The organism is Halobacillus sp. ABD4_316 (assembly GCF_056161385.1).
On record NZ_JBSWZA010000004.1, the window covers coordinates 138,370 to 153,875 of the forward strand.

A 15,506-nucleotide genomic window follows, 5' to 3' on the forward strand; every position below is an offset into this window, starting at 1 on the left:
CAGGAGGCGGAGAATTTGAAGCGTAATCAACTGCTGAAAGAAAGTGAGTGGTGGGTGGAAGAAGCGATCATTACGGAAGCCCAGCGGGAAAAGCTGTTGGAGCACTACCCTGAAAAACAATATAAACCGGTTCTGCTCACCTTTGCTGCTTTATTCATCGGTCTTGGCTTTCTTACTTTTACGGCATCCAACTGGTCCTACCTGGCTGATTGGGGGCGCCTGGCGGTTCTTCTCTTGTCCATGTCCGCTTTTTACGTGGCAGGGGAAAGGGTGTACAGGAAGAAATCCGCCCGAGTCGGTTCCAGTCTTATCTTGACAGCGCTGCTCATTTTCGGTGCAGCTATTTTCCTGATCGGCCAGATGTATCATTATACGGCTTTCAGTGCGTCTCCGTTTCTGCTGTGGTCCATGGCCGCGGCAGGATTGTACTACATTATGAGAGAAAGCTTGTTTTATTACGCAGCGGCTGTGATCCTAACCGCCGGACAGGTTTACAGCGGTCTTGTTTTTCAGGACTTTTACCTGTGGCTCGGCTTTCTGCTGCTTGTGGGTCTTGGATGGGCGGTCTACGTGACACGCTCTCTTCCGTTTGCCGGAGTGTTCGCTGCTTCCTATTACATCCAGGCCCTTGTCCTGGTCTTCAGCGGCGGATATCCGTACTACTGGCTGATCGTCGTATCGATGGCCCTTTATATCGCTGATGACTTTATCATCCAAAAAGGTCAGACGAGAATATGGAAAACATCAGCAGTCGTCTTCATGTTCGCCGTCTTTTTTCTGCAGATTTTCTTCCTTGGCGATGGATACGCTGAAACGTTAACGGAATCTTCCCTTTACTTCTTTCTCATCTGGGCAGTTCTGTTTGTTTTTGCTGTTGTACGTTCGGCTCTTAGTACGACCAATTATTACTGGATTGATCTGCTGTTGTTTATACCTGTTTTCCGTTTTCCATCAGGAGATCTCTTCTCGCTGATCGTCCTGTTCGTCTATGCCGTGTTATGGCTTGTTTCCGGCTACCAGCAGGAAGTGCGGCGCTGGGTGAACAAAGGAACAGCGGCCTTCCTGCTCACGACACTGGCTGCTTATTTCCAGCTGGCCTGGGACTTTATGGACCGTTCTGTCTTCTTTTTCGTCGGAGGTCTCTTATTATTCGGCCTCAGTTATGGGCTGGAAAAGAAACGCCGGTCGTTCCGTAAGGAGGGAGAGGAAGAGTGAAGAAGCAGTGGTGGTTTTATGGACTTGTATCCGTTCAGGTTTTGTTTCTCCTTCTGATGGCTGGTGGTTATTATGCGATGGACGTTGTAGGAGAAAAAGTGGTGCTGAAAACAGCTCCTGTGGATCCGCGCGACCCTTTTTACGGATATTATGTGGAGCTCGGTTATGAGATCGAAGAAATTTCCGAAGACCAGTGGCAGGGGAAAAAGGCTCCGGACAGGGGAGCGAAGGTCTTTCTTCTTCTTGAAGCGGTTGAAGGCGGCATCTATGAACTGCAGAAGGCAGGTGTGGAACGGCCTGATTCTGAAGAGGGGCAGGTCGTGCTGGCAGCACGTTACCTGTGGGAAGATGAGCGTGCCTCCATCCATCACGTGGATATCGGGCTGAACCGTTATTATATTGAAGAAAATACGGGGCGGATGTGGGAGCAGGAGGAAGAACGGCTCGTAACCATTGTGCTCGCTCCGTGGAATCAGAAAAAAATTGTCTCCTTGGATTAAACGCTGAATAATGCGGAAGGGCTTGAATGGTCGGGATGATCACGTGCCGCGTATCGGTCGATGCCTGCCGCGGGTACGGCCTCATCACTGAACGCTCTCCGTGGAAAGGAAATGGACCGAGCTTCTCTATAACCAAAAAACCTCCCCGTTCCAACGGGGAGGTTTTTTTGATTAAGCAAGAACAGCTTTGATCTGCTCGATCGCCCAGTCTAAATCCTCTTTTTGGATCACAAGTGGAGGAGCGAAGCGGATGACATTTTCATGCGTTTCCTTGCAGAGAAGACCTTTCTCTTTTAACTGTTCACAGTATTTACGGGCAGGTTCGGTCATTTCTACACCAATAAACAGTCCCTTGCCGCGTACTTCCTTGATTTTTGGATTGTCGATGGACTTTAATTCTTCCATCATGTACGTACCGAGTTCAAGGGAACGCTCTGCCAGTTTCTCTTCTTCAAGCACTTCAAGCGAGGCGGTTGATACCGCACAGGCAAGCGGGTTGCCGCCGAACGTCGAGCCGTGGGATCCTGGATTGAAGACACCGAGGATATCCTTATTGGCAACAACACAGGAGATGGGGAATACACCGCCTCCAAGGGCTTTGCCGAGAATGAGCATATCGGGAGACACACCTTCCCAGTCGCAGGCGAACATTTTACCGCTCCGCCCGAGGCCGGCCTGGATTTCATCCGCAATAAACAAGACATTCTCCTCATTACACACATCGTATGCTTCTTTAAGAAATCCTTCCGGAGGCATCACAATGCCTGCTTCTCCCTGGATCGGCTCAAGTAGAAAGGCAGCTGTATTTTCTGTGATGGCTTCTTTCAACGCGTCAATATCGCCGTAAGGCACAAGCTTAATACCTGGAAGCATCGGACCGAAGCCGCGTTTATATTCAGTTTCAGAAGACAAGGACACAGCTGACATCGTCCGGCCATGGAAGTTGCCGGTGCAGGCGATGATTTCCGCCTGGTTTTCATCCACCTTTTTGACATCATAAGCCCAGCGTCTTGCTGCTTTAATCGCGGTTTCAACAGCTTCAGCTCCTGTATTCATCGGAAGTGCCATATCTTTATGCGTCAATTTACAGATCTTCTCATACCAAGGGCCGAGCTGGTCATTATGGAAAGCGCGTGAAGTCAAGGTCACGCGGCTGGCTTGATCGGTTAAAGCCTGGATGATCTTTGGATGGCGGTGGCCCTGGTTGACGGCAGAGTAAGCGCTTAACATATCCATATAGCGGTTCCCTTCCGGATCTTCCACCCATACGCCTTCCGCTTTGGAAATAACGATCGGCAGTGGATGGTAGTTTTTGGCCCCGTATTCCTGTGTCTGGTCGATAATGTTTTGACTGCTTATAACAGACATGTGATCCCTCCCATTTCTATTCAATCTCCAATCATTATAACAGGTTATGCCCTGTTTTTCGTACTATTGAAAAAATTATCCGTCTTAGTTTTGAATAGGAAAGTGGAAGCCAGTCGTGGTATCATAGCGGTAGATGGATAGAAAAGGAGGAGAAACCATTATGGCGCACTTACATATTACTTCCTGGGTAATCGCTTTTGTGCTTGTCGCCCTTGTGACGACTTTTGCACGGGGAGGAAGAGAAAAAGCAGCGAAGATTTCGCATATGATTCTGCGGGTCTTCTATCTGTTGATCTTGTACTCCGGCGGTTCATTGTTTGCCAGCTACTCCGTGTACGGAGCTATGATTATCATAAAAGTACTCGTAGGGCTCTGGGCAATCGCCGCAATGGAAATGGTCTGCGTGAAATATAAGAAAAAGAAACCGGCTGCGATCTGGTGGGGACAGCTGCTCGTTGCTGCGGTCATTGCTCTTGTACTCGGCTTCGGATTTCTTGGCGCGGGCATTTTACCTGCATAAAAATGACGCTGCATGCGCGAATCGCATGCAGCGTTTTTTATAGGTAGAAGGGGGCTTCAATTCTGTTTCTTATGTCCGCTACTTGGGGGATAACGGATGTTGTTTACATATACAATGATAATGATTATCATTCCCGGTGTCAACAGGTTTATTCCTTTTTCTTTGGCTATGTTAAAAGTCAATGTTGAAATAAAGGCTGCGAACATTTCTTAGTGACAGACAAATGGATTGCTCAAAAACTTTCATCCCAAAATGTATGGGGTACAGACTTCGGGCGATTTATAAAGCCATACCAATCAAGGGTCAGGATTTAAATGGCTTTCGTGTTTTTGAAAAATAAGGAGGGAGTAGATGAATAAAAAAACTTTTTTGATTTTAACGATTGTTTTTGCGGCTGTGACCTTCATTCTAAATAATGTCTTCCAAACTGCTGTGGGGGGATTTTTGATGACTTTAAGTTTTTCAGCATGTTTAGTGCTGGTTATAGGGTCTGTTTACTACATAATTAAGTTTTCCATTAAACAGTTTAGATACAATCAAAAAAACGGGGAGACATGAAATCATTCATAATCTTTATATACAAGCCAGTGAGAGGAGGGTTATTTTTCAGGTGGAATATCAACCCTGAAGTTTACCACAGCCTTTTTCATAGAAGTCTGTGATCCTTCATATAGTGAGTCATCATGGATGTTTTATCGAAAGACTTCTGTTAGAAAAAGGATGGTGAAGCAGGATGTGTGGAATTGTCGGTTGGGTGGACAGTGATTCCCGGACAGAGGGGAAAGCTTCTATACTGGACCGTATGGCGGATACACTCAGACACCGCGGTCCGGATGATTATCAAACATGGATACACGAATCTGCCGCCTTCGGTCATCAACGCTTGATTGTTGTCGATCCTGATGGAGGCAGGCAGCCGATGGTCCGGACCGCCAGGGATGAACAGTTTGTTCTATGCTATAACGGAGAACTTTATAATACAGAAGACATCCGCGCGGTCTTAAAATCGAAAGGATGGAGCTTCGCTTCCCATTCAGACACAGAAGTGCTGCTCATCAGCTATATAGAGTGGGGACCAGACTGTGTCGACCATTTGAATGGCATTTTTGCTTTCAGCGTATGGGAAACGAAACGGAAGCGGTTGTTTCTTGCCAGAGACCGTCTCGGTGTGAAGCCGCTCTTTTACAGTCATCAAGGGGATCGACTGCTCTATGCTTCAGAAATGAAAGCTATTCTTGCTCATCCTGAAGTGGACCCTGTCCTTGACCGATCCGGTGTGCATGAACTTTTATCGCTCGGACCTTCCCGTACCCCGGGGCAGGGCGTGTTCAAGGACATTCAGGAAATCCGTCCGGGGCACTGGGCTCTTTTTGAAAAAGGAAAGCTTGCCGTGAAACGGTACTGGAATGTGAAGAGTGCCCCGCATGAACATACATTTGATGAGACGGTGGAAAAAGTCCGAGAGCTTTTTATGGATGCTTCCACACGGCAGCTCGTTTCAGATGTGAAGCTCGGCACCTTTTTGTCGGGCGGTGTGGATTCCAGTGCCATCACAGCAGTGGCCGCCGACATGTATAAGCAGAATCAAAGGGGGACGCTGCAGACATTTTCCATTGATTATAAGGACCAGGCCCGCTTTTTTAAGAAAAATGCCTTCCAGCCGGATCGGGATGAAGCTTTTATTCAGCTGGTCAGTCAGCAGCATCAGACAGACCATACGGTGATGGAAGCCGCTACGGATGATTTGATGGACCGGTTGAAACAGGCCGTAGAGCTGCGCGATCTTCCAGGTATGGCGGATGTGGACTCGTCTCTTCTCTGGTTTTGTGAAGAAATAAAAAAACATGTGACGGTCGCATTGTCGGGGGAATGCGCCGATGAAATCTTCGGAGGCTACCCGTGGTTTTACAGGAAAGAAGATAAAGAGCGGAAGGGTTTCCCGTGGATCCGGTCCTTGGATGAAAGAAACCGGCTGGTCCGGGGTGATTTAAAAGGCGACATTGATGTTGAATGGTATATGCTGAAGCGTTATAACGAAACCATCGCCGAGACACCGCTGCTTGATGGCGAAAGTGAAGATGCGCAGAAGCACAGACAGATGTCGTATTTGAATATGAACTGGTTTATGCAGACGCTGCTGGAGCGGAAAGACCGGATGAGCATGGGAGCCAGTCTTGAGGTCCGCGTTCCTTTCAGCGATCACAGACTGGTGGAGTATGTGTGGAATGTGCCGTGGAGCATGAAGTTTCATAACGATCAGGAAAAAGGACTCCTCCGCCAGGCGCTGCGCGGCATCCTTCCTGACCGGGTGCTGTTCCGGAAGAAGAATCCGTATCCGAAAACCTTCCACCCTGACTATACCCGGGCTGTCTGCCGGTGGATGGATGATATTCTGACCGATGAGCGTGCTCCGTTGTTTCAATTGTTTGATCGTGATCAAGTAAGAAAGCTGAAAGAAAGCGAAGGGAAGTCGATGGATACGCCGTGGTTCGGTCAGCTGATGACGGGTCCGCAGCTGATTGCTCACCTCTGTCAGATCGATCACTGGTTCAGAACATATCGTGTCCAGCTCTAGGGATGAGCAGCCAAACCTGTGCGGTGTTGAAAAACACCGCACAGGTTTTTGGTCTGCCGCTGGATTTTCAATTCTTCTCTCCGTAAACACAGGATTGACGGTGCAGTTATGAAAGCGGTACCCTTAGAGAGGAGTGTTTTTCAGGTCGAGGGAGGACGGAATATGAAAAAGGCAGCAGGGATCCTTCTGCTTCTTTCTTTTTTCCTTTTAAACAGCATGGTTTCCACAGCTGTCGAAGGAGAAGAGCGCAGGTGGCAGGACGAGAGTGTGTATTATATCGCGGTGGACCGCTTTTTCAACAGCGACCGCAGCAACGATGAACAAGTGGACATTGAAGACCCGCAGGCTTATCAAGGCGGGGATCTTGCAGGTCTGACCAGCCAATTGGATTACATAGAGGAACTTGGTTTTACGAAAATCCAGCTGTCCCCGGTGATGGCCAATGCGCCTGGAGGATTTCATGGCTTCTGGGTCACAGACTTCCAGGCTGTCGAGGAACAGCTCGGGACGATGAAGGAAATGAGAGCGTTCGTCCAGGAAGCTCATGATCGTGACCTGAAAGTGGTGCTTGATCTTCCTTTGTTCACAGCTGCTGAACATCCGTGGCTCGAAGACGATACGAAAAGCAGCTGGTTGAAGGAAGGTGTGACAGATGCGCCTCTGTCATGGCTTGACGATCTTCCGCAGCTGAACATGGAAAAGGAAGCAGCCGCTGCTTACATGGAGGAAACGATGGAGTTCTGGGAGGAAGAAGCGGGAGTAGACGGCTTCCACGTTATATCACAAACGGGTGTAGAGATGATGGAGGAGAAGGATTCTGTTCTTTATACAACCAGCCTGGAAGAGGCAGGGGATCTTCCTGAGCAGATCAGGAACGTCTTCGAAGCTCCGGGTGCTGTAGCAGGCATCGCATCATCGGCAACCGGTGTCCAGCAGCTCGACGGCCCTTTTACCGGCCGCTTTACACATGAGGCGGTTGAAAACGGGCAGAACCCCATTACCCGCTGGCGTCTCGGCCTTACCTATCTTTTTACAACACCAGGCGTTCCTGTTGTGTATTACGGATCGGAAACGCCGCTGGATGATGGAGGGGACCCTGAAACGGTACCGATGATCAATGTGAAAGCCGGAAATGAGGAGTTAAAGCAGCGGATTGAAAAATTAACGTCGATGCGGGACCAATACCCGGCGATGACCCGGGGAGGATATGAAGAGTTATATAACGACAACGGGCTGATCGTTTTCGAGCGCAGGGACGAAGAAGAGTCGCTGATTGTTGCCATCAACAATGCGGCAGAAACGAAAACAGCAGAGCTGGATCACCTGGACAGCGGCCTCCAGCTGCGCGGCCTTCTCCAGGACGGAGTGGTACGGGAACAGTCGGATGGGACGTACCGCCTGGCTATGGACAGGGAAACGGCGGATGTATTCATCATTGAAGAGAACAGCGGCTATAACTGGCTGTTCATCGGCTTTGTCGGGGGCGTTCTGCTTCTGTTTACCGTGGCGGTTATCATCTTGAGCCGAAAAAGCCGTTCGTCTGAAAAAGCATAGACCTTCTGGTGGATCCACTTATCGACGGGGACTGCCTCGGGTACGGGCTCAAACCATATGGGGAAACGAGTCCACAAAAAAGGCTGTCGACAACTTTTTCGACAGCCTGGGAATGAAAAGCGCTCCAGCTTGCTGGAACGCTTTTTTTATTTGTTTTTTCTGGAATGTCTGCGATATCTGAGAATCAACCATGCGCCGACCACCAGAAGTGGAACGACAAAGGGAGCGTACCCAATGAGTCCTACCGCTGCCCAGGAGCAGTCCGTTCAAGGAACGGAAAAACGCCTGTTTGATACGTTCTCCTGTATGAAGTGACGCACTTTCAGGTACAGAGAGGTTTGTTTCCTTGATCATCAAAGTGATTGTTGAATGTTCGCTTTGGTTTTCCAGGAAGTTCATTTCACCTTTCAAGGACTCGATGTCTCCCTGAACCCGCTCCAGATCCTGTGAGATACGCACCAAATCCTCAGTGGCTCCGGCCTTTTCTAGAAATCCAAGGAGACGGGCTTCAATTTCTTCCTTCGTCTTTAATCTGGCTTCCAGATCGACATACTGTCTGGTGACATCACGGCTGCTGATGTTTCTCGACTTCACGTCGTCTGCCGCGGCCTCAAGGGCGTCAAGAAGAGGAGTGAACGACGGCTGCGGTACTCGCAGAGTGATGTGTCCTTCACGCCCGCCGCTGGCTGTTTTTTGAATGGATGTTTCGACCATGTACGCATCATACTGCTTCATGCTTTTGTTCATGTTTGTTTGGTAAGAGTTAAAATCATCGGTTTCAAGAGTGAGGACAGCTTCATACAACATCAACTCTCCGATACTGCTCCCTTCCTCAGCTTTGCCGTTTTCCCTGTCGGCTTGAAGTCCGGAATCGGAAGGCTCGGTCGTCTGATCCTGTTCCACCGCTGTATCTTCATTTTCGTGGGATTCTGAGCCTTCCCTGTCTGTTTGACAGCCAGTAAAAAGGAAGAGAAGTAATGAAAAAAGAAAAAACGTGGATGCTGCTTTTTTTATAGGCTCTGTTATTGCTTGGTGTTGTTATGTAACATGTGAGCTCAGATCACCCCTTTCTGTCATGGGATTTGTAGGAGGCGGCCTTGGGAATGACTCCCTTTCCGTGGGGTACCGTGAGCCTCCTCAGGCAGCGCCTTCCGGGGTCTCACGATGTACCTTCATCCCACAGGAGTCCCGCCATTCCCAAGGCCGCCTCTTCAAAGAAGGGGAGTTAGAAAGGACATAACCGAAGTCCGAGGAGGCTCATCGTTCCCCGCGGAAAGCGGACGGTTTTCCCTGCCATCCCACGCTCTGAGTAATAACGGACCGGACCCCTGATTCCAGATGGAGACGATTTAGTAATCGTTTAAAATATCAACAACAGACTTTAACAGAGCTTTTTTTATAAGAAAAACCCCCGATCGCGTGGGACAGGGGGAGGGAACTGTAAATCCCATCTGCCTCCCCGGCTGTCTTTATAAATGAGACGCGCAAAGAGGGAGTAGGGTTACATCGTTCAGGGAATAGTTATTGATATGTGTCGTTTAAGAAGAATAAAGCGATCGTGCCCGGGCCTGAGTGGGCGCCGATGGTTGCACCGACATAATCGATGTGAATATCGGATATTCCAAACTGGTCCTTGATCATTTCAGCCAGCTGTCCGGCTCTTTCGAAATCGTCTCCGTGGCTGATGGCCACACGCTGGTTATTCAAATCATGTCCCCGCTCTTCCATGACTTCAAGCATCCGCTTCATGACTTTCTTGGATCCGCGAATTTTTTCAAGGGGGATCAGCTTTCCACCCTCCATATGCAGAAGCGGTTTGATTTTCAGCAGTCCTCCGACGAAAGCTGCTGTCCGGCTCACCCGGCCCCCGCGCTGAAGGTATTCAAGGTCATCGACTGTAAAGATGTGCTCCATATGCTCTGCATGATAGGTTCCTGTTTCCAGAACGGTTTCAAGGTCTGCTCCCTCACGGGCGATTTCTGCGGCTCTCATAACGATGAGACCGCATCCGAGGGAGGCCGCCTTTGTGTCCACCACTTCAAAAACGGCATCCGGATAGTCCTCCTTGATTTCCTGCTCGACCATTTTTGCCGTCTGGTACGTGCCGGAAAGTTCGGAGGAGAAGGAGAAATAAATGAAAGGCTGGTTCTTGTCGGCAAGATCCGTAAACGTTTCTCTGAATGTCTGCGCAGAGACTTGCGCCGTTTTCGGTGCATCCCCCTGGCGCATACGGTCGTATACATCCTTCGGGGTAATCGTCTCCCCATCCACATATTCCTCGTCTTTCATAATCACTTTTAAAGGGAGGGAGATAATCCCATACTTTTCAACAGTGTCCCGGCTCAAGTCACTGGCCGAGTCACAAATAATCTGCACGTTCATCTGCGTCACCTACTGTCATAGAGTTTGTATGTTAAGTGTAGGCACAATCCTGTGGATAGTCAAAATAAAAAGTGAACCATCGTTCGACAAAATCAGGGTATTTTCCTCAAGTTTAACTTGATTTTACCTACATCGGGTGATAAAAATGAATAGATGATAGAGGTTAGGAGGTTTTTCGGTGTTTACAGTAGAAATAAAAAGGATTCTGATTGTTTTGTTCGGTGCGGTTTTGAACGCGATTTCACTGAACTTGTTCTTAATTGAAGCCAACGTTTATGCGAGCGGTTTTACAGGTGTCGCCCAGCTGTTAACGAGTATCTTGAATGATTTCGCCGGCATTCCGGTCAGTACCGGGCTGCTCTTATTCATACTTAATATCCCTGTAGCCATTTTAGGATGGATGAAAGTAGGAAGAGGATTTACCGTTTATAGTGCCATTTCTGTTGCTTTTACGACGTTCTTTCTTGAGGTCATCCCTGTGATGCAGCTCTCCGAAGACATCATCCTGAATGCGGTGTTCGGGGGAGTGATTGGTGGTACAGGTGTTGGTATCACCTTGAAATGGGGGGCTTCCACGGGAGGTCTCGATATTATCGCGATGATTCTGTCGAGAATGAAAGACCGCCCGATCGGCATTTATTTCTTGATCATTAACAGTGCCATCATCGTGATTGCCGGAGTGCTTTACGAACCGGAGAACGCCCTTTATACACTCCTTACGCTGTATGTTACAACAAGGGTGATTGATGCGATCCATACACGTCATGAGAAGCTGACAGCGATGATCATTACATCCAGGGCAGCCGATCTTGAAAAAGCCATCCACGGTCACATGGTCCGTGGGATTACGACACTTCCTGCCCGCGGGGCGTTTACCCAGCAGGATAAAAACATGCTCGTCATGGTCATTACGCGTTATGAGCTTTATGACCTGCAGCACATCATTCAGGATGTGGATCCCAAAGCCTTTACCAACATCGTTCAGACGACAGGTATCTTCGGGTTTTTCCGAAAAGACGATCAATGATGTAACTTTTCCACCTCTGAAACGACGAATACATTAAATAGCATAAAGAGGAGTGGGGGTCATGAAAAACGTGCTAGCCGGTATCTTCGGAATAGCGCTCTTATTTGCCGCAGGATGCTCGAACCAATCGGAAGTCAAACAGGCGGAAGGTGAGGAGAGCGAAGAAGCGGCATCCGAGGAGATGACCGAGGATCAGCAGACGGAAATTGATATGGAGGGCCTGATCGAACAAATGGTGATGGATGCGGAAGTAGTTGTGGACTCCGGAGAAGTTTCGTTTCAGTTTTCCTTGAAGAATACGGGGGAGGACCCGGTCATTCTGGGCTTCACCTCAAGTCAGAAGTATGAAATCCAGGTGAAAGACAAAGAAGGAGAAGTGGTGTATACCTACTCCGCGGATCAGATGTTTGCGCAGGGCTTAACGACCGAGGAAGTCGAAGCAGGAGGCCTTCTGGAGGCTTCTGAAACGTGGCCGGCTGATATTGAGCCGGGAGACTACGAGGCAACGATGACGTTCCTTGTGGATACGATCAACGATCAGCCGCTGGATGCCAATCCTTTTGAAGTGACCCAGTCATTCACCCTTGAAGGGAAGGATGCTGTAACCGAAGAGGAAGCAAAGACGGATGAGACCGGATTGAAAGAGGCGGAATACGGCAAAGGGGAAGCTTTCCGTAAAGTGACGGTGTCAGGAGATAACGGATCGTATGTCGTAAAAGGGGAAGCCCGCGTTTCTGAAGGATCTTTCCTTTACAGTGTGGAAGACGGTCATAACGTACAGGTATCCCCAACACCAGTAAAAGTCAAAGAGGGAGCTCCTTCCTGGTCTCCTTTTGAGATCAATATTTCCATCCCGAAGGAGGATATGCCGGATTACGGCATGGTCACTCTGATTTTATTTGAGGAAAGTTCAGACGACGGGCGTCCGATTCATCTGAACTATATTCCTCTTGAACAGGTACAAACGACCGAATAAAAAAACAGCCCTGCCGTTTAGAACGGCAGGGCTGTTTTTTAATACCCGTATTCTTCCAGTGTGCTTTTCACTTTCGGTGTCAGCTCATCCCAGTCTCCCTGTGGAAGCTTGTTCACAGTGATGAAGTTTTGGAAGCCGAATACGTTATCGACACCGTCCAGCTCCATTAGATCGTTCATGATTTTGTGCTCACTCGTCTGCCCGGGCATAACGGACACACTGCCGTCCCCCTGAAAGATCATGGATTCCGTCGTGAACTTGCGTGCATTCGGATTGGGTGTTTCCTGTACTTGTATAGCCATATGATTATCCTCCTCTGTTCCATCTGCTACTATTCTATCAAAAAAATCCTGTAATCAAAACTCCTAAACGTTATCAGGCGTGGGATGGGAATATCTGTGGTACAATGAGAGCAATGTTTGAGGAGGTGTGGGAGATGGAAACGAAACTAATTGAAGTTCTGCAGCCGATTAAAGAGAACGATTATGCTCTTCCAGAGGGGCAGAACCTGCAGGAATTGACGACGATGATGCTTCAGAAAATCGGAACGGTACATCCTGAGTTGAGAGATAACCTGATCCACTCCGTTTTTACAACGTTTATTGAGCGTGGTCATTATTCGAATGACCAGTTGAAAAATATACTTCAGTCCGTCTTAAATAAAAATTATTTGTTTTACAGAATCGGTACGTCCAAGCAGGAGGAAGATGCTGTATTCAAGCGGAGCTTTTCCGTTTTGCTGATTCCGCCCATTATGCAGAAGCACAGGGAAGCTCCTTTCCTGAAGGAAGAGGAGGTCCACCGGGTGTGGGAGCATTTGAAGAAATACATGCAGCAGGAAAAAGATCACAGAGGTTATGTGGAAGGGAAGGGATGGGCTCACGCCATGGCTCATGCAGCGGATGCCATTTACAGTGCAGCCGCCTGTGAGGAAATGACCCGTGAGGAGATTCTCCATATGCTTCCCGTCATCCGGGAGCAGTTTCTCATCGACCAGCCTTACCTTTTTGATGAAGAAGAAAGAATGGTCACCGCTGTATTGATGATGTTCCGTAAAATTGACCATGTGGAGCGGATGGAATGGCTGGAGACCCTGCTTTATATAAGAGACGGGTGGCAGGACCCTAAGGAAGACATCATTATCAACAACAGCAAGCATTTCATGAGAGCGATGTATTTCCGTATGCTTGAAGGGGATTACCGGGAGCTTCGACAGGTTTTAGAAAATCTTCTGAGGGAACTTAGGAAGCAGGAAGCCTATTAAACCTGGAGGAAGCCTATGATTCGATGGGGACTGTTTATCGGAACGACATCTGGCATTGTCCTTGGCCTGTACATGTGGTTCGTCGAGAAGATTACGGGGGATAAAGTGTATACGCTGTTGATGAACGTAGACTTTATTCCGTGGTTCGGAAGTATTGACTGGCCGGTTCTTATGGAGTGGTTTTTTCATATGATCATATCCTGGATCATCGGTCTGGTGTATGCGTGGCTGTTTATGTACCGGGTCCAAAGTACGTCCCGGAACCATTGGCGGGCAGCGGCTCTTTTGACAGCGCCTGCCGCCTTGACGTATGTCCCGCTCACCATCCTTGCACTTAAGGAAACGCCACCGGTAACAGATGGATCCGCCGTTCTCTTCTGGCTGTTCGGTCATGTCCTTTATGCCGTGACCTTGAAAAAATCCTATGATCGTTTTACGTAAAAGGCGGGGTCTTCCCCGTCTTTTTTTCGTGAATGCGGGCTGCCTCAGCGGCCAGGGCGGACAAAACGGCTCCCCCGGCCTGGATCCAGCTGCCGATCAGGTTGAGGGACGGGTCTTCCTCTCCGCGCCGTTCTTTTCCTGACCCGACGGCCTGCATGGAATTTCCGATGACTTCCATCAGCTGGCCGTTCAAAGTATAGACGGAAAAACGACTGGAGGGGTCTTTCAGAGTTTCGGAAAAGGCGATGGTTCCCCCGAGCGCCTGTAAAAGATTTCCTTGGATGACCAGGGACAACGCCTCGTTTTCCGGCAGATGCGCGAGCAGGCTGTAAACGATGACTGTATTTCCCGAGGCCTGGATCAAGCTTCCGGCTGTACGGAGTGTAAAGGTTGCGTCTTCATTGGCAGCAAGCCCGTTTCCGGATGCTTGCAGAACATTACCGATGAGATCGAGGTCGTCATTATCAATGGTTATGCTCACAGCCGAGGCGATTGTCCCTGCAGCGGTCACCCATAAACCGAAAGTCTGATCCTGTTCCATTTCTCTCCGCCTCCTTACAGCTATTGTATACAAGTGGGGGAGAGGGGTTTCAGGAAAAGTGCAGAAGTTTTTGGAACCCAATGAAAAGGACTGCCGGAATTCAATCCGGCAGTCCGAAGAAAAAGCCTGTGTTATCCAGTCAGAGTTCTCCGCACGTCGTGTTGGGGGGACACGTTCCGCTTATCGGTGGATGCCTGCCGCGGGCACGGACTCCGCTGACATGGTCAAGAAACCCATTGGACCAAGTGGATCTTCGGCCCGTGCTCTTCCCGCAGGCGTCACCACCGAACGCTTCTCGTGCCGACGTTAGAATATAGAGGAGAGAGATTGTGCCTTACGCAGGTTCGCAGATTCAAGCGAACGGCACGGGCTGCACTATGGCCGCTTACGTGGAAAAGAAAAAGGGAAGGAACAGCCGCTGATACGGCTGCCTGCCGGAATATAAAAAAAACTCTCCTCCATCCAGCAAAGGTGAGCGGGGAGAAGGAGAGTCTTGTTCGATGTTAAAGAACTCCCAAGGGGCTTTCGCTCCTGGCGGTAAGAAAGAAAAAAGCTTGTAAAGAAACAGAGGTTTCTCTACAAGCTGAGAAAAACACCCGCAGGACGGGTGTTTTTCTTTTTTATGAAAATCATTAGGGGGGCACTTCTGTTATACCCCTTACAGACGGAAATCAATCCGGTCTGAATAAAAAATTTACTGCAGGTTGTTATGATGGGCTTCCATCTGCTGCTCCAACTGCTGTAGCTGTTGTTTCTCCTGTTGTGAACATTGGCTATAGGCAGATTGGATCGCTTGTCTGGCCGCCTCCATATCCTGCTGGCTCGTAGCATCATGTCTTCCGCCACGCTGGGTGAAACGGTTGACTGCATCGCGCGCATTTTCAAAAAGGTTTTTCTCCATGGTTAAAACCCTCCTACTGTATGCCGGTCGCTTTCCATTTGTTTACGATCTGCATCTGTCAGCCTTTTCGGCTCCATGATGCTTTCGTCAAATGTCTGCACTTCCACCCGGCTGTTGTCTTTGCGGCTGTCCTGCTTACGCTGCTCCATGACAAGACCCTCCTGTCATAAAAAAGCCTGAACGCTTTCACGTTCAAGCTTAGTATGGCAGAGAGCAGTGGTTTTAACCGAGGAAACCATTTC

The 15,506-nt window shown here is 49.0% G+C and carries 17 protein-coding genes; 10 read left to right on the forward strand and 7 right to left on the reverse strand.

Annotated elements, in window-relative coordinates:
* The first annotated feature begins 15 nt into the window (after positions 1–15).
* Positions 16–1,215 carry a DUF2157 domain-containing protein gene (locus tag ACXAJH_RS15845; protein ID WP_474967834.1) on the forward strand — a complete coding sequence of 400 codons (1,200 nt, stop codon included), beginning with the start codon at positions 16–18 and terminating at the stop codon, positions 1,213–1,215.
* Positions 1,212–1,715 (forward strand): GDYXXLXY domain-containing protein, encoded by a 504-nt coding sequence (locus ACXAJH_RS15850; protein WP_474994519.1) that lies wholly within the window; start codon positions 1,212–1,214, stop codon positions 1,713–1,715. The genes ACXAJH_RS15845 and ACXAJH_RS15850 overlap by 4 nt, the downstream gene beginning before the upstream one ends.
* A gap of 171 nt (positions 1,716–1,886) precedes the next feature.
* Here ACXAJH_RS15850 and ACXAJH_RS15855 read toward each other — a convergent pair whose 3' ends face one another.
* A complete protein-coding gene (locus tag ACXAJH_RS15855; RefSeq protein WP_474994521.1) occupies positions 1,887–3,083 on the reverse strand; it encodes an ornithine--oxo-acid transaminase in 1,197 nt (398 codons plus the stop codon).
* A 160-nt stretch (positions 3,084–3,243) separates the two neighbouring features.
* Here ACXAJH_RS15855 and ACXAJH_RS15860 point away from each other — a divergent pair, with 160 nt between their 5' ends.
* The 4 genes from ACXAJH_RS15860 to ACXAJH_RS15875 all read left to right on the forward strand — a co-directional run bounded on the left by ACXAJH_RS15860 (position 3,244) and on the right by ACXAJH_RS15875 (position 7,732).
* Positions 3,244–3,603 carry a YisL family protein gene (locus ACXAJH_RS15860; protein ID WP_027956494.1) on the forward strand — a complete coding sequence of 120 codons (360 nt, stop codon included), beginning with the start codon at positions 3,244–3,246 and terminating at the stop codon, positions 3,601–3,603.
* 351 nt (positions 3,604–3,954) lie between these two features.
* Positions 3,955–4,161 (forward strand): hypothetical protein, encoded by a 207-nt coding sequence (locus ACXAJH_RS15865; RefSeq protein ID WP_474967838.1) that lies wholly within the window; start codon positions 3,955–3,957, stop codon positions 4,159–4,161.
* 175 nt (positions 4,162–4,336) lie between these two features.
* Positions 4,337–6,178: an asparagine synthase (glutamine-hydrolyzing) gene (gene asnB / locus ACXAJH_RS15870; RefSeq protein ID WP_474994523.1), complete on the forward strand. Its 1,842-nt coding sequence runs from the start codon at positions 4,337–4,339 to the stop codon at positions 6,176–6,178.
* Positions 6,179–6,340: 162 nt separating this feature from the next.
* Positions 6,341–7,732 (forward strand): alpha-amylase family glycosyl hydrolase, encoded by a 1,392-nt coding sequence (locus ACXAJH_RS15875; RefSeq protein WP_474967840.1) that lies wholly within the window; start codon positions 6,341–6,343, stop codon positions 7,730–7,732.
* Positions 7,733–7,780: 48 nt separating this feature from the next.
* On the opposite strand, the gene ACXAJH_RS15880 is transcribed toward ACXAJH_RS15875, so the two are convergent.
* Both ACXAJH_RS15880 and ACXAJH_RS15885 read right to left on the reverse strand, forming a co-directional pair.
* A complete protein-coding gene (locus tag ACXAJH_RS15880; RefSeq protein ID WP_474994525.1) occupies positions 7,781–8,635 on the reverse strand; it encodes a DUF4349 domain-containing protein in 855 nt (284 codons plus the stop codon).
* A gap of 618 nt (positions 8,636–9,253) precedes the next feature.
* The gene (locus ACXAJH_RS15885; RefSeq protein ID WP_474994527.1) at positions 9,254–10,114 is read right to left on the reverse strand and encodes a DegV family protein; all 861 of its coding nucleotides are present in this window, start codon (positions 10,112–10,114) and stop codon (positions 9,254–9,256) included.
* 178 nt (positions 10,115–10,292) lie between these two features.
* Between ACXAJH_RS15885 and ACXAJH_RS15890 the strand changes: the two genes are divergently transcribed.
* Positions 10,293–11,141 (forward strand): YitT family protein, encoded by an 849-nt coding sequence (locus ACXAJH_RS15890; RefSeq protein WP_160834895.1) that lies wholly within the window; start codon positions 10,293–10,295, stop codon positions 11,139–11,141.
* A gap of 61 nt (positions 11,142–11,202) precedes the next feature.
* Positions 11,203–12,117, forward strand: a complete 915-nt coding sequence (locus tag ACXAJH_RS15895) for a BsuPI-related putative proteinase inhibitor (protein WP_474994528.1) — start codon at positions 11,203–11,205, stop codon at positions 12,115–12,117.
* Between the two features lie 38 nt (positions 12,118–12,155).
* Here ACXAJH_RS15895 and ACXAJH_RS15900 read toward each other — a convergent pair whose 3' ends face one another.
* Positions 12,156–12,419 (reverse strand): NifU N-terminal domain-containing protein, encoded by a 264-nt coding sequence (locus ACXAJH_RS15900; RefSeq protein WP_027953509.1) that lies wholly within the window; start codon positions 12,417–12,419, stop codon positions 12,156–12,158.
* A gap of 134 nt (positions 12,420–12,553) precedes the next feature.
* Here ACXAJH_RS15900 and ACXAJH_RS15905 point away from each other — a divergent pair, with 134 nt between their 5' ends.
* Complete coding sequence (locus ACXAJH_RS15905; RefSeq protein ID WP_474967845.1) at positions 12,554–13,381, forward strand: DUF2785 domain-containing protein; 828 nt, start codon at positions 12,554–12,556, stop codon at positions 13,379–13,381.
* A 15-nt stretch (positions 13,382–13,396) separates the two neighbouring features.
* Positions 13,397–13,822, forward strand: coding sequence for a hypothetical protein (locus tag ACXAJH_RS15910; RefSeq protein ID WP_474967846.1), 426 nt, complete (start codon positions 13,397–13,399; stop codon positions 13,820–13,822).
* Here ACXAJH_RS15910 and ACXAJH_RS15915 read toward each other — a convergent pair.
* From ACXAJH_RS15915 to ACXAJH_RS15925, 3 genes are all read right to left on the reverse strand, one after another.
* Positions 13,815–14,363, reverse strand: coding sequence for a DUF6944 family repetitive protein (locus tag ACXAJH_RS15915; protein ID WP_474994529.1), 549 nt, complete (start codon positions 14,361–14,363; stop codon positions 13,815–13,817). The two genes, ACXAJH_RS15910 and ACXAJH_RS15915, sit on opposite strands and share 8 nt — an antisense overlap.
* 694 nt (positions 14,364–15,057) lie before the next feature.
* The gene (locus ACXAJH_RS15920; RefSeq protein WP_027953513.1) at positions 15,058–15,264 is read right to left on the reverse strand and encodes a DUF3813 family protein; all 207 of its coding nucleotides are present in this window, start codon (positions 15,262–15,264) and stop codon (positions 15,058–15,060) included.
* A 2-nt stretch (positions 15,265–15,266) separates the two neighbouring features.
* The gene (locus ACXAJH_RS15925) at positions 15,267–15,413 is read right to left on the reverse strand and encodes a hypothetical protein (RefSeq protein ID WP_474909133.1); all 147 of its coding nucleotides are present in this window, start codon (positions 15,411–15,413) and stop codon (positions 15,267–15,269) included.
* Between the last annotated feature and the right edge of the window lie 93 nt (positions 15,414–15,506).

Excerpts from the sequence above, each read along its gene's own strand:
- ACXAJH_RS15855 (WP_474994521.1), bottom strand. The coding sequence starts at position 3,083 with ATGTCTGTTATAAGCAGTCAAAACATTATCGACCAGACACAGGAATAC.
- ACXAJH_RS15860 (WP_027956494.1), top strand. The coding sequence starts at position 3,244 with ATGGCGCACTTACATATTACTTCCTGGGTAATCGCTTTTGTGCTTGTC.
- ACXAJH_RS15865 (WP_474967838.1), top strand. The coding sequence starts at position 3,955 with ATGAATAAAAAAACTTTTTTGATTTTAACGATTGTTTTTGCGGCTGTG.
- asnB (WP_474994523.1), top strand. The coding sequence starts at position 4,337 with ATGTGTGGAATTGTCGGTTGGGTGGACAGTGATTCCCGGACAGAGGGG.
- ACXAJH_RS15875 (WP_474967840.1), top strand. The coding sequence starts at position 6,341 with ATGAAAAAGGCAGCAGGGATCCTTCTGCTTCTTTCTTTTTTCCTTTTA.
- ACXAJH_RS15885 (WP_474994527.1), bottom strand. The coding sequence starts at position 10,114 with ATGAACGTGCAGATTATTTGTGACTCGGCCAGTGACTTGAGCCGGGAC.
- ACXAJH_RS15895 (WP_474994528.1), top strand. The coding sequence starts at position 11,203 with ATGAAAAACGTGCTAGCCGGTATCTTCGGAATAGCGCTCTTATTTGCC.
- ACXAJH_RS15900 (WP_027953509.1), bottom strand. The coding sequence starts at position 12,419 with ATGGCTATACAAGTACAGGAAACACCCAATCCGAATGCACGCAAGTTC.
- ACXAJH_RS15905 (WP_474967845.1), top strand. The coding sequence starts at position 12,554 with ATGGAAACGAAACTAATTGAAGTTCTGCAGCCGATTAAAGAGAACGAT.
- ACXAJH_RS15910 (WP_474967846.1), top strand. The coding sequence starts at position 13,397 with ATGATTCGATGGGGACTGTTTATCGGAACGACATCTGGCATTGTCCTT.
- ACXAJH_RS15915 (WP_474994529.1), bottom strand. The coding sequence starts at position 14,363 with ATGGAACAGGATCAGACTTTCGGTTTATGGGTGACCGCTGCAGGGACA.
- ACXAJH_RS15920 (WP_027953513.1), bottom strand. The coding sequence starts at position 15,264 with ATGGAGAAAAACCTTTTTGAAAATGCGCGCGATGCAGTCAACCGTTTC.
- ACXAJH_RS15925 (WP_474909133.1), bottom strand. The coding sequence starts at position 15,413 with ATGGAGCAGCGTAAGCAGGACAGCCGCAAAGACAACAGCCGGGTGGAA.